Origin of the sequence: Motiliproteus sp. (assembly GCF_965230735.1) — a bacterium.
Taxonomy (GTDB): Bacteria; Pseudomonadota; Gammaproteobacteria; order Pseudomonadales; family Balneatricaceae; genus Motiliproteus.
This window is the reverse complement of the sequence record NZ_OZ246016.1, coordinates 1,420,545-1,433,018: the sequence shown is the minus strand read 5'-3', so window position 1 is coordinate 1,433,018 and position 12,474 is coordinate 1,420,545. Positions and strand designations below refer to the sequence as shown.

At 57.4% G+C, this 12,474-nt stretch carries 12 protein-coding genes; 5 read left to right on the top strand and 7 right to left on the bottom strand.

The features are described from left to right. The first annotated feature begins 74 nt into the window (after positions 1-74). Both ACO05M_RS06665 and ACO05M_RS06660 read left to right on the top strand, forming a co-directional pair. Positions 75-713 carry a hypothetical protein gene (locus ACO05M_RS06665; protein WP_421869206.1) on the top strand — a complete coding sequence of 213 codons (639 nt, stop codon included), beginning with the start codon at positions 75-77 and terminating at the stop codon, positions 711-713. 38 nt (positions 714-751) lie between these two features. Continuing rightward, positions 752-1,972, top strand: coding sequence for a diguanylate cyclase (locus ACO05M_RS06660; protein WP_421869203.1), 1,221 nt, complete (start codon positions 752-754; stop codon positions 1,970-1,972). A gap of 75 nt (positions 1,973-2,047) precedes the next feature. Here the strand turns inward: ACO05M_RS06660 and ACO05M_RS06655 are convergent, their stop codons facing one another. From ACO05M_RS06655 to ACO05M_RS06640, 4 genes are all read right to left on the bottom strand, one after another. After that, positions 2,048-2,419 carry a phasin family protein gene (locus tag ACO05M_RS06655; RefSeq protein WP_421869200.1) on the bottom strand — a complete coding sequence of 124 codons (372 nt, stop codon included), beginning with the start codon at positions 2,417-2,419 and terminating at the stop codon, positions 2,048-2,050. 229 nt (positions 2,420-2,648) lie between these two features. Beyond that, a complete protein-coding gene (locus ACO05M_RS06650) occupies positions 2,649-3,008 on the bottom strand; it encodes a phasin family protein (RefSeq protein ID WP_421869197.1) in 360 nt (119 codons plus the stop codon). A 119-nt stretch (positions 3,009-3,127) separates the two neighbouring features. After that, entirely contained in the window at positions 3,128-3,994 is an 867-nt protein-coding gene (locus ACO05M_RS06645) for a hypothetical protein (protein WP_421869194.1), read from the bottom strand. Continuing rightward, complete coding sequence (locus ACO05M_RS06640; RefSeq protein WP_421869192.1) at positions 3,994-4,770, bottom strand: pyridoxine 5'-phosphate synthase; 777 nt, start codon at positions 4,768-4,770, stop codon at positions 3,994-3,996. Before ACO05M_RS06640 ends, ACO05M_RS06645 begins: the two co-directional genes overlap by 1 nt. A gap of 338 nt (positions 4,771-5,108) precedes the next feature. Here ACO05M_RS06640 and ACO05M_RS06635 point away from each other — a divergent pair, with 338 nt between their 5' ends. Beyond that, on the top strand, positions 5,109-6,275 hold the full coding sequence (locus ACO05M_RS06635; RefSeq protein ID WP_421869188.1) for an isovaleryl-CoA dehydrogenase: 1,167 nt from the start codon (positions 5,109-5,111) through the stop codon (positions 6,273-6,275). A 103-nt stretch (positions 6,276-6,378) separates the two neighbouring features. Here ACO05M_RS06635 and ACO05M_RS06630 read toward each other — a convergent pair whose 3' ends face one another. Further along, a complete protein-coding gene (locus tag ACO05M_RS06630) occupies positions 6,379-6,930 on the bottom strand; it encodes a TetR/AcrR family transcriptional regulator (protein WP_421869186.1) in 552 nt (183 codons plus the stop codon). Positions 6,931-7,131: 201 nt separating this feature from the next. Between ACO05M_RS06630 and ACO05M_RS06625 the strand changes: the two genes are divergently transcribed. After that, positions 7,132-9,078: an acetoacetate--CoA ligase gene (locus ACO05M_RS06625; RefSeq protein ID WP_421869184.1), complete on the top strand. Its 1,947-nt coding sequence runs from the start codon at positions 7,132-7,134 to the stop codon at positions 9,076-9,078. 682 nt (positions 9,079-9,760) lie between these two features. On the opposite strand, the gene ACO05M_RS06620 is transcribed toward ACO05M_RS06625, so the two are convergent. Both ACO05M_RS06620 and ACO05M_RS06615 read right to left on the bottom strand, forming a co-directional pair. After that, positions 9,761-10,234 (bottom strand): thioesterase family protein, encoded by a 474-nt coding sequence (locus ACO05M_RS06620; RefSeq protein ID WP_421869181.1) that lies wholly within the window; start codon positions 10,232-10,234, stop codon positions 9,761-9,763. Between the two features lie 131 nt (positions 10,235-10,365). Beyond that, a complete protein-coding gene (locus ACO05M_RS06615; protein WP_421869178.1) occupies positions 10,366-11,310 on the bottom strand; it encodes a DUF3014 domain-containing protein in 945 nt (314 codons plus the stop codon). A 235-nt stretch (positions 11,311-11,545) separates the two neighbouring features. Here ACO05M_RS06615 and ACO05M_RS06610 point away from each other — a divergent pair, with 235 nt between their 5' ends. Further along, positions 11,546-12,445: a LysR family transcriptional regulator gene (locus ACO05M_RS06610; protein WP_421869175.1), complete on the top strand. Its 900-nt coding sequence runs from the start codon at positions 11,546-11,548 to the stop codon at positions 12,443-12,445. The last annotated feature ends 29 nt before the right edge of the window (positions 12,446-12,474 follow it).

The window sequence follows — 12,474 nt, the reverse complement described above, 5'->3', positions numbered from 1 at the left end:
ATGCTTGATCAGTAAAAATAAACGGGCACGGTTGAAGCCCGAGAATCCGCGTCAAACTGTGAGGGAACCGACCGATGTTGCGCGCCTTGCTTATCCTGTCCGTCCTGTTGGTTAGCGGTTGCGGCCCCTCCTACGAGGAGGAGTACAAAGCAACTCTGGCCGAGCTGCAGCGTGTCAAAGCCCAGCTGGCCGAAGCCCAGCGAAAACTCAGTGCTGCCGATAACGAAACCCGCAGCAAAATCTTTCTGCTGGTTCGCCGTGCCCAAAATCACATCGGTGACGAAGACTTCGATCGCGAGGTGATCGACAAGGTGCAGCAGGAGATGAAACTGCTGCTGGAAAGCTACCGGCAGCTGAACAGTCAAAGCGATCTGACCACCATCACCGCCACCTTCTATTCCGACAAGCTGAGCCTGTTAATGCAACTGCGTCGCGACAGCGGCAACGCCTACGATCGTCAGTACAACGCCTGCCTGTCGGACCTGGATAGCCAGGGCAAAAAGACCGAACTGAGTACCATGCTGTGCGAAGTTCAGGCCGACGCGGCCCGACGCAAGCCCAAGCAACAACTGCTGGCCAACCTGACCGCCTTCAAACTCATGGGAGACCTGCTTCAGGACGCGCGTCAGAATGACACGCCGGTGACGAGCCCGGAGCTGGAGCAGCGCTACAAAGCCGAGGTCAACAAACAACTGGAGCAACTCTCCAGCTAGGGGCTGCCAACCGGCCCTGATATGGACTTTCTTGAGTAGTGAGCGTCCCCAAACCCCTCCAATTTCTGCAACCGCTGCTGCTTCCACTGCTACTGTTTGGTAGCGGTTGGTGGTGGCTTCCTCAAGTTCCACTATTGAGCGCCCCTTGGGAGCAGCTGCTGCCCTACCTGCCCTACCTGTTAACGGCGCCGATTATTCTGCTCGGCTGGCATTTCAACAGTGGCCGCAGCCTGCTTGCCGCCGGCTGGTTACTGCTGACCGATTTCTCCCTGCAACAGCAACTCTCGGCACTTTATATCGAGTCGTTGTTGGTGCTTCTCCCGCTGAACCTGGCGCTGATCAGCTGGTACGCCGAACGGGGAACCCTGGGACTGCTCAACCTGATGCGCTGGCTGTTGATTCTGGCGCAGCTGGGCCTTTGCCTGTGGCTGGTTGAATACCAACCGCAGTGGCTACAGCAGGGATTAAGCTATGTTCCGAATGGTTTTGCTGCACTTCCGAACTGGATCACCAATCTGACCACTGTCCCGCTCAACTTTATCAGCGCCCTGTCACTGCCATTAGCCCTAACCGCCTTGCTGATACGTCTGATGCTCCGCCCGGATCGCTTCAATGCTTACCTGCTGGTCAGTACGTTGTTGGCTTTAACGTTGATTCTGGAGCCACAGATGCTGCGGCTATCTAGCCTGCTGATCAGCCTGATGCTGTTGCTGTGGTTGTTTGCGCTGCTCCGCCATAGCCACGGGCTGGCCTATCTCGACGAGCTGACCGGACTTCCCGGCCGACGGGCGCTGAATGAACACCTCAAGCGCCTCGGACGTCACTACTGCCTGGCCATGCTGGATGTCGACCACTTCAAGAAATTCAATGATCGCTATGGCCACGATGTCGGCGATCAGGTTCTGCGACTGGTGGCTGCCAAGCTATCCAAAGTGCGGCTTGGCAAAGCCTACCGTTACGGCGGCGAAGAGTTTTGTGTGGTTTTCCCCGGCCGGGACCTGGAACAGACACTGGCCCCCTTGGAAGAGATCCGCCAGACCATCGAACAGGCGAGGATGAAATTACGTGATCAGGACCGGCCCAAGAGCAATCGTAAGGGTAAGCAGCGGCGCGGAAAGGGAAGCCCAAAAGGCGACAGCGTTTCGGTCACGATCAGCATCGGGGTGGCCCAAAACGAGGCCAAATCAGATTGCCTAAAAGCGGCTGATAAAGCGCTTTACCGGGCCAAGTCGGCGGGCCGAAATCGGGTCTGCCGCTAAGTTCGAGATCAAGATCGCCGAGCACAAAAAAACCCTCGCGGCGAACCGGGAGGGTTTTTTGTCGGTTACTTAAGATTAAGCAACTTTAACCTGAGCAGAAACCTTCTGTACGGCTTCTTCAACTTCAGCAGCGGCTTGCTTGGCAGAAGTCTCAACAACGGCAGCGAAAGCTTCTTTAGCTTCGTTCAGGGCAGCCAGGTTCTTTTCAGTGGTGTCAGCCATCTTGGCTTCCAGCGCCTTGTAGAACTTAACCTGCAGGTCGAAAGCTGCTTTCGGGTCTTGGCACTTGGCCAGTTCCTGCATCTGCTCCATGCTGGCGTTAACAACGTCAGTCATCGCTTCTTTCTGCACGTTTGCCATGGTTTCCATGACCTTCTTGTTGGTTTCCGCCAGGTCCAGAACGGGCTGCATGCGGGTCTTCATCTCTGCGAGCATCTGATCGTACATAGGTTTATCCTCAAAAAGTAAAAACAACGTTTATAAGCTTCTTATACACCTGCGCATCGACTTGTGCAGTGCAACAACAATGATTCCAATATAGCAACTTTGAATTTGCTGTCAAACTTTTTTTGCGCACTGCACAAAAATTTATTCTCGCTGTCATATTCGTATCGCGCAGGCAAAAAAAATCCCCCGTACCGGCCGGTACGGGGGATTTGATAGAACAGGATTCTGCTTACTTACCGGTCGCTTTCTGAACGGCGGTTTCGAATTCAGCAGTGGCCTTCTTAGCCGCATCTTCAACCGCAGAAACGTAAGCTTCCTTGGCTTCAGTGATGGCCGCGATGCTCTTCTCAGCAGACTCAGTCATCTTGGCTTCCAGGTCTTTGTAGAACTTGACCTGCAGGTCCAGAGCAGCTTGCGGCTCCTTGCACTCGGCAACGGCCTTGAACTGTTCCAGGCTGGCGTTAACAACGTCAGTCATTGATTCTTTCTGAACAGAAGCCAGGGTTTCCATGGCCTTCTTGTTGGTCTCAGCCAGATCCAGCACGGGCTGCATGCGGGCCTTCATATCTTCGAGTACTTTCTCGTACATTGCGTTCACCTTTGCTAGAAAATTATGTTGCAGTGCAAAAACGAGTGTAAATATAGGCCGCCCTCAAGGGGAAGTCAACAACTTTTTTGTGCATTGCACAAAAAGATGGATTCAGCCTATTACGTACCGGTTTCTTCCGAGCCTTTCTCGTAAAAGAGTTCGACTTCAACCGGCAAACGTCTGCGCAAACTGGCCGCCAGACGGTCCATCTCGTCATCAGTCCACGGACGCGCCTGAGCTTCTGCCGGTTGACGAGCCAGGGTGTAAGCCTGGATCTTGCTGATCTGAGTTCCCTGACTCAGCAGCTGCTCGACCAGTTCAACGTAACGATCATAGTGATCGATAGTGAAACTCTGGTTACACCAGTTGAAGAAGCAGGACTGCAGCACCAGAGGATATTGACTGCCGAAACGGTTGATCTTCTCTACCAATCGCTCAAAAGGCGCCCGGGTACGGTTCAACTGCTCAAGCGACTCGGCATCCCAGAAGTCCAGCTTGCACCAGACTTCGCCGCGGGCTTGATAGAAGTCGGCCCATAGCGGTTGAAGATCCTTACGGTCGATCTTGGTGGCATTGGTGAACAGCACCAGTTTGACCTCATCCGCCAGCGCATACTCACGCTTCAGATCGATCAGCAGTTGCAGCACCTGGGGTAGAATCCGAACGGTGGTCGGCTCACCGTCGCCGGCCAGCCCGATATCCCGCAGCGGGTAACCGCGATAACCCTGATCGGAGATCTGCTCAAGCCAGTCACGCAGCTCTCGCTCAATCTGTTCGAGGGTCGGCTCGAATTCCGGCGCCTGTTCGGTCCGCTCGACCTGACAGTAAACGCAGTCGAAGTTGCAGCGTTTATCCGGATTCAGGTTGATCCCCAGCGACAGTCCGCCGGAGCGTCGTGAGACCACCGGGTAGACCAGGCGCTCGTACTGGCTCAGGCGGTCGTGACTGTCGTAGGCCAGCGTGATGCGATCGTCCAACTCCGCCATCAGTTTGACTCAACCCCGGACTCGAGTCCGGCTTTGACCAGGATCGCTTTGTAGGCGCTGACGGCATCACCCAGCCCCATCATCAAAGCATCGGCAACCAGCGCATGGCCGATAGAGACCTCTTCCAGGTTGGGAATGCTGGCCATCAGTGCCAGGTTATCCAGATTCAGATCGTGACCGGCATTAACACCAAGTCCGGCGGCCTGGGCCCGCTCGGCGGCATTCAGGAAAGTCTCAAACACGGCCTGTTGCTGCTCGGACCCAAAGGCATCGGCATAGGATTCGGTGTACAACTCGATCCGATCGGCACCGAGGGCGGCAGCCAGCTCGATATCGTCGGAATCGGCATCCATAAACAGACTGACCCGGATTCCCCGCGCCTTGAGCTCATCGATGATCGGCTTGAGCTGCTGACCGTGCTGCTGCAGATCCCAGCCATGATCGGAGGTCAGTTGGTCCTGTGCATCGGGAACCAGCGTACACTGCGCCGGGCGCACCTTGCGTACCAGCTCCAGAAATCCCGGATACTCGCCCATCGCCCCTTCGAACGGGTTGCCCTCGATATTAAATTCCACCTGCAGCATCGCCGCCAGTTCGTAGACATCGCTGGGGCGGATATGGCGAAGATCCGGACGCGGATGCACGGTGATGCCGTCGGCACCATGGGCGATCGCGACCCGAGCCGCCTCGGTGACGCTGGGAATACCGGACAGACGTGAATTTCGCATCAGGGCGATCTTGTTCAGGTTGACGCTAAGCGCAGTAGCGATCGGCATGAAAAGCACCTTTTATTGGTTGTAAATCGGCAGCGAACGCAGGCCTTAAGCCTCCATCCAACTCAACGATTCAATGTTTAAACAATGAGATTCCGACGGCTCCTCGTGGGTGTTCGGCGTCGGCTCTGGATAGCTTCCATTGTAGGGGGAATTAGGTCGCGCTTCACCCGCCGCGAGAGCAAAGTTGGTGATTATTTTTTCACCAACCATACGGTGGCGTATTGACACGGTTCTGACAGTTGCCTAGGATGCAGGCTATCCAACTTCGATCGGCTTCCGGCCCTGACTGCCGTGATCGAAACCGGCAACATAAATAATTCCAACGAGGGATCAGCATCATGATTTCCAGCTATAAAGGTTTTAACTTCGATCTGGGTGAAACCGTCGACATGCTGCGCGAGCAGGTCAATGCATTTGCCGCCGCCGAGATCGCCCCCAACGCCGAAAAAATCGACCAGGAAAACGCCTTCCCGAACGAGTTGTGGAAGAAGTTCGGTGAGATGGGTCTGCTGGGTATCACCGTACCGGAGCAGTACGGCGGTGTTGAGATGGGTTACCTGGCCCACGTGGTCGCGATGCAGGAGATCAGCCGGGCTTCCGCTTCTGTCGGCCTGTCCTATGGCGCCCACTCCAACCTGTGCGTCAACCAGATCAACCGCAACGGCAATGAAGAGCAGAAGCAGAAGTACCTGCCCAAGCTGATCAGCGGCGAACACATCGGCGCCCTGGCGATGTCCGAGCCCAACGCCGGTTCCGACGTGGTCAGCATGAAATTGACCGCCCGTGATAACGGCGACCACTTCCTGCTCAACGGCAACAAGATGTGGATCACCAACGGTCCGGACGCCAATGTCTACGTGATCTACGCCAAGACCGACACCTCCGCAGGCCCGCACGGCATCACCGCCTTTATCGTCGAGCGCGATGCACCGGGCTTCTCTCGGGCACAGAAGCTGGACAAGCTGGGCATGCGCGGCTCCAACACCTGCGAGCTGGTATTCGAAGATTGCGTGGTTCCGAAGGAGAACATCCTGGGTGAGCTGAACAAGGGCGTGAAGGTACTGATGAGCGGCCTCGACTACGAGCGCGCAGTACTGTCTGCCGGTCCGCTGGGGATCATGGATTCCTGCATGGACCTGGCCGTCCCCTACATCCGCGACCGCAAGCAGTTCGGCCAGTCGATCGGTGAGTTCCAGCTGGTACAGGGCAAGATCGCCGATATGTACACCGGCATGAACGCGGCCAAGTCCTACGTCTACGCGGTGGCCAAGGCCTGCGATCGTGGCGAGACCACCCGTAAGGATGCTGCCGGTGCGATCCTCTACAGCGCCGAGCTGGCCACCAAGATGGCGCTGGATACCATCCAGCTGCTGGGCGGTAACGGTTACATCAACGAATTCGCCAGCGGTCGCCTGCTGCGTGATGCCAAGCTGTACGAAATCGGCGCCGGTACGTCCGAAATCCGCCGGATGCTGATCGGTCGCGAACTGTTCATCGGTAACTGATCAGCAGAAATTCACGTGATACAAAACGGCCCCTGTCGGTGACTATCGACAGGGGCCGTTTTTATTTAGAACTCTCTGGACTCAGGTCTCTAGGATTTCAACCTCAATTGACCAATAGCGCGCCACAACGTTGGCGTAGCTCGGCGTCGTCAACCACGTCACTGGCGCTGGTATTCACCAGGCTGCTGCCAAATACGTAGCTGTAGAACAAGAATGCCTTGGCATAGGCTTCGGCTTCCGAATCGGTCAGCTGTCGGTAGAGACCGGCCACCGACTCGAGCCGCTGACGGTCAACCAGAGCCACGGCTCCCGCCGCCGCTTCATCGCTACGGGCCCAGTCGCGTACCGCCAATTCAATCGCATTACCGCGAGGGTTGGCCCGATCCAGATAGAGCTGCAGCAACTCGTCGAGGATCTGACCGGCGGGCCGATCACCCTCCACCTGCTCACGAATGGTGCGGATTCGCCCTTCGCGCCAGCTCTCCAACATCTTCTCGAGCAATTGAGGCCGGTTCTTGAAGTGCCAATAGAAACTGCCCTTGGTGACCTTCAAACGCTTCGCCAGCACCTCGACCTTCACACTGGCCACACCTCCCTCGGCCAGGGCGGAGAAAGCCTCCTGGATCCAGGCATCCTGTTTCAACTTTTCGTTCATTGGCGTCCTATCGGGCCGACCGGTGCGGCAGCAGCTAAAGTTTTACTGATCATACTGGCTCAGCCGAAATGCAGCCAGCCTGGAAAGACTCGAACACCTTATAAATAAAACAAATAAATCGATTAAATATCTACATTTAACAAATATAAGCAAAGCATCAATAATGCTGCCACAACAGCAATAACTACGCAGGACTCGACCATGACCGACCCCCTCTGGCGCCCCAGCCCACAACGTATTGAAGCCTCCAACCTGTCCTCGCTGATGCAACAGGTCAGCAGTGAGCAGAACCGCCCGATGGACGGCTACGACGACCTCTACCGCTGGAGTATCGAGCAGCCGGAACAGTTCTGGTCCAAGATGTGGCAGTTCGGCGGGATCATTGGCGAGCCGGGTCAGCAGATTCTCAGCGATGGCGACAAAATGCCGGGGGCTCGCTGGTTCCCAGAAGCGCGGCTCAACTTTGCCGAAAACCTGTTGCGTCGCCGCGATGACAAGACCGCGCTGATCTTCCGTACCGAAACCGATCGCCGGATCAGTATCAGTTACGCCGAGCTCTACCTACGCACCGCCCGACTGGCTTCTGCCCTGCGTCAGCACGGTATCCAACCGGGCGATCGGATCGCCGGCTTTATGCCCAATATCATCGATACCCTGGTGGCGATGCTGGCCACCAGCAGTATCGGCGCGGTCTGGAGTTCCTGCTCCCCCGACTTCGGTATCAACGGCGTGGTCGATCGCTTCGGTCAGATCCGGCCGCGGATTCTGTTCACCACCGACGGCTACCTGTACAACGGCAAGTCCCTCAACTCGCTGGAGCGGATTCAGGGCATCGCCGACCGGCTCGACTCGGTTGAGAAGATCATCGTGATCCCCTTTATGTCGGACGCGCCTGACCTGAGCGGCCTGGACAACGCCGTGCTGCTGCCCGAGTTTGAAGACACCGACGCCTGCGAGATCGAGTTCGAGCAGTTGCCGTTCGATCACCCGCTCTACGTGATGTACTCCTCCGGTACCACCGGAGTACCCAAATGCATCGTTCACAGCGCCGGCGGCACCCTGATCCAGCACCTGAAAGAGCACCTGCTGCACACCGACCTGAAGCCCGACGATACCCTGTTCTACTACACCACCTGCGGTTGGATGATGTGGAACTGGCTGGTCAGCGGTCTGGCCTGCGAAGCCACCGTGCTGCTGTACGACGGTTCGCCGTTCGCCCCAGGCCCCGGCGTGCTTTGGAAAATTGCCGAACAGGAGCAGGTCAGCATCTTCGGCACCAGCGCCAAGTACATCTCAGCGCTGGAAAAGGCCGGTTACCTGCCCGGCCAGAAGCATGATCTGAGCCCGCTGAAAGCGGTGTTGTCGACCGGTTCACCGTTGGCCCACGAGAGCTTTGATTATGTCTACCGGGACATCAAGGCGGACCTGCTGCTGGCATCGATCTCCGGCGGCACCGACATCATCTCCTGCTTCGCCTTGGGCTGCCCGATCAAGCCGGTCTATCGCGGCGAGCTGCAGTGCCTGGGCCTGGGGATGGCGGTCAACATCTTTGACGACGACGGTCGTCCGGTCCGACAGCAGAAGGGTGAACTGGTCTGCACCCACCCCTTCCCGTCGATGCCGATCTATTTCTGGGACGACGAAGGCGATCACAAATTCCGTGGCGCCTACTTCGAGCAGTTCGACAATATCTGGGCCCACGGCGACTACGGCGAGATCACCGAACACGACGGCCTGATCATCCACGGTCGCTCCGACGCGGTGCTGAACCCGGGCGGCGTTCGAATCGGCACCGCCGAAATCTACCGTCAGGTGGAGAAAGTCGAGCAGGTCAAGGAGAGTATCGCCGTCGGCCAGCGCTGGCAGGACGATCTGCGGGTGGTGCTGTTCGTGGTCCTGCAGCCAGGCTGCCAACTGGATGACGAGCTGATCAAAACGATCAAAGCCACCATCCGCGCCAACACCACCCCCCGCCATGTGCCGGCCAAGGTGATTCAGGTGGCGGATATTCCGCGCACCATCAGCGGCAAGATTGTTGAGGTTGCCGTGACCAAGGTGATCCATAACGAAGCGGTGAAGAACACCGATGCGCTGGCCAATCCGGAGGCGCTGGAGTTTTATCGTGATCTGCCCGAGTTACAAAACTAACCTGTCGGATTCGTAAACCTGAAGGCCCGCCATGTTGCGGGCCTCAATTATCAATCAGACCCAATAACGGGTATCTCCAGCTCAGGTGGTAGCTGCTACAGTGAGCAGTTTAACGTTAGCGTAATCCTGAATTAAGCCACTGGGCTTTGGCTTCTATTGCGCCCCGCCGGGCGCCGTCATTTTTGTCAGTCGCGACAAAAACGAAGCAAAAAACGCTTTTCGGTGCCAGCCGCCTGCTACCGCCCTGAAGGGTTCGCTGCGCGCGCAAGCGCAATTTGGGGCGCAGCAACGGGGCTCCTGCCCCGGCGCTGCGGCTCGGCATCCCTGCCTCGCCCCTCTTTTGAAAAAGAGGGCCTGATCCAAATTCCGCTCACGTGCTCACCGGCAGCAATGACAGGTCTTCGACTCAACAACTGACGTGGCGGCTTGCACCCAATCCCCCTTCGAAAACGATAAACCTCGGACTGAAACAGGCCCGAAGGGGCGCGTCATGGATGACGTGACGGGGCGCAGGGGCAAGGATGCCCCTTCGTCCCGCCTCTGGCCGGGGTTTATAGCGCCGAAGGCGCGTACCCGCAGGGCGTTTTCACAGGGGCCGCCTAGGATTCTTAAGGATATGGCGGCGCATATCCTTAAGGTGCCCGATAGGGCGCAATGAGAACGTTGGGATAACACTGAAACTTCAGAGCGACAATACCCGTCCCGCATTCTCCGGAATCGCCAGGCTCTGGTGCTGACGGGCCATCGCCTGAAGCCGTTCCAGCGCTTCTTCCGGGAACGGGCAGCTCTTACCGGTTTCCAGGTCCACATGGACCATGATCAATTCATTGGTGGCGGCCAGGAAGCCCTCGTCGTCCTGAAACATCTGATGAAACAGGCGCACTTTCTTGGCATCAAATTCGAGAAGTTGGGTGGTACAACTGATCCGCGCGCCCTCTTTGAGTTCACGACGGTAGGTGACGTTCATATCGACAACGAACAGGGATTTCCGGGTCCTGGCAACATACTCGGGACCAAGATCCAGATTGGAATTAAAGGCATCGGTAGCCTGATCAAAGGCCAGCACGTAGTAAGCCACGTTCATGTGGCCGTTATAGTCGATCCAGTCCGGCTGAACACAGGACTGGTAAGCGCAGAAGGGTACACGCGCATCCATTGGCTTCACCATCTTATTGTTATTTTTTTCTCGCTACTGCGCCGAGAATTATGCCAACTGGCCGACAAAAAGTCGCCCACTGGCAAATGAATCTTACTAATAGCCGGGTCGGCTCTGAGCGGGATGATCGATCAAGGGACCGGCAGACGACCCAACTCGGTACGCAACACCGCGGCTATCTCCAGCACCCGGGACGCATTGACCGGACCGATCCGCAACATCTGCTTGTGCACGGCACTGAGCTGTTCGAGTTTGGGGTCGGCATAGACAAACATCACCGAAGGCTGCGCCAGCGCCAGCGCCCGAGGCTTGACCGGTGCCGCCAGCAGATGATCCAGCGCCTTCAACATCCGATCATGAAAGCGTTGTCTCGGATAACCCAGCTCCGCGTAGGCCTGTTGCATCAACGGGTAATAGCGCCGATAGAGCGCAATCCAGGCGCTACTGTCGATCTTCTCCAGCAGCGTCAGATAGGAGCCGTAACGGCCGAAGTTGTAGCCATCCAGCCAGATCTGCTCACCCTTGACCGACGGACGAAACTTATCCGTCATCGGCCGTAACGGACTGTGCTTACGCGGGATCTTACCCACCGCCATATTATCAACGGTTACCACCAGCTTACGGATCAGCTCTTCGTCAATCAGCCAGTCCAGCAGCAGGCGGCTCGATTCCAACTCGCCCAGGGCTTGCCGGAAGGTAGCGTCACTGTTGTCGAGAGCCGGAAGCGACGGATCTGTTAGCGGCAACTGCGGTTCCGGTGCAAAAGCGGCTACCGGTTCAGGACGAAGTGACTGAGGCTCTTGCGGTAATGGGGAAGCGGGGGCCGTCACGATGCGGTCAGGCGGGCTCTCGACTTTCGGGGGTTGTGCGACTGTTGGCGTGCTCGAAGGCTGTGACGGCTGCGGGCTGGCAACCGAATCGGCAGCCGGGATCTGGGTTGTGCCGCTGAGTAGGGGCGCATCGGGCGGTTGTTTCAACATCAGATAACCGACACCAACCGCCAACAGCAGGGTAACCAACAACAGCAGTACCTGAACCAGAGCTAATCCCCGTTGAGAATGTTGCCGAATGTTCACAGTCATCGCCTTTGTTCGAGTTTATCCGAATCTAACATGGTCTAACCGCCGGAAGCCAACCAGATCATCCGTTTTATCAAGTGCTTGCACTCTCTTTAGCAGCCCTTTTTAAACCTATTCCACCCCCCTTCCCTAACAACGCGGCCTCGCTTCGAAGCCGCCGGCAACCCCTCAACAGAACCGCCTATCGAATAAGTTAGACAAGATTACTGCCGATCATTTATAAACATTATTTATGAATATATCGATCAAACAGCTACGTGCCTTTATCGCTGTGGCCCAAACCGGCAGTTTCACCGAAGCCAGCGACCGGGTGCACCTGTCGCAGCCGGCCCTGAGTATCGCGATCCGCAACCTGGAAGAGAACGTCGGCGGCACCCTGCTGGTGCGCTCGACCCGAGTGCTGGCGTTGACCCCCGAGGGGGAACAGTTCCTGCCGGTGGCGCTGCGGTTGCTGCAGGACTGGGACGGCGCACTGGATGATCTGCATAACCTGTTCGCCCTTAAACGCGGTCTGCTGACCGTGGCGGCGATGCCTTCCTTTGCCGGCCACCAGTTGCCCAGCGCTCTGGCCGCCTACCGAGAGGCCTATCCGGCGGTTCGGATTCGGGTGCAGGATGTGGTGGCCGAAGAAGCGGTGGCGATGGTGGCCAGCGGCCAGGTCGAGCTGGCCGTCGCGTTCGAGCTGGACTGCAGCGACGACCTCGCCTTCGAACCGCTCTACACCGATCATTTCGTTGCGGTGCTGCCGCCGGGGCATGCGCTACTCAAACACCGGCAACTGCGCTGGCAACAACTTTGCGACTCCCCCTTTCTGACCCTGCAGGCCCCGTCGATGATCCGCCAGATGGTGCTCGATATCGTCGCCGAGCATCAGCTGGCGCTGAATATCGAGTTCGAGTCCCATCAGCTGGTGACCATTATTCGAATGGTGGTCTGCGGACTGGGGGTCAGCGTGGTGCCGTCGCTCTGTATTCCGCAGATCGAACAGCAGGGCGCCGAATGGCGACCGGTCCAGCAGCCGCAGGTGGCCCGTCGGGTCGGGATCTACACCCGCAAACGCTATCCGCTCTCAAGCGCCGCCAGCGCGATGATTCCGGTGCTGCAGCAGATAGCCGGCAGACCGCCGGCATAAAGTCGCCGTCAACGATAGTCGTCGAGAGT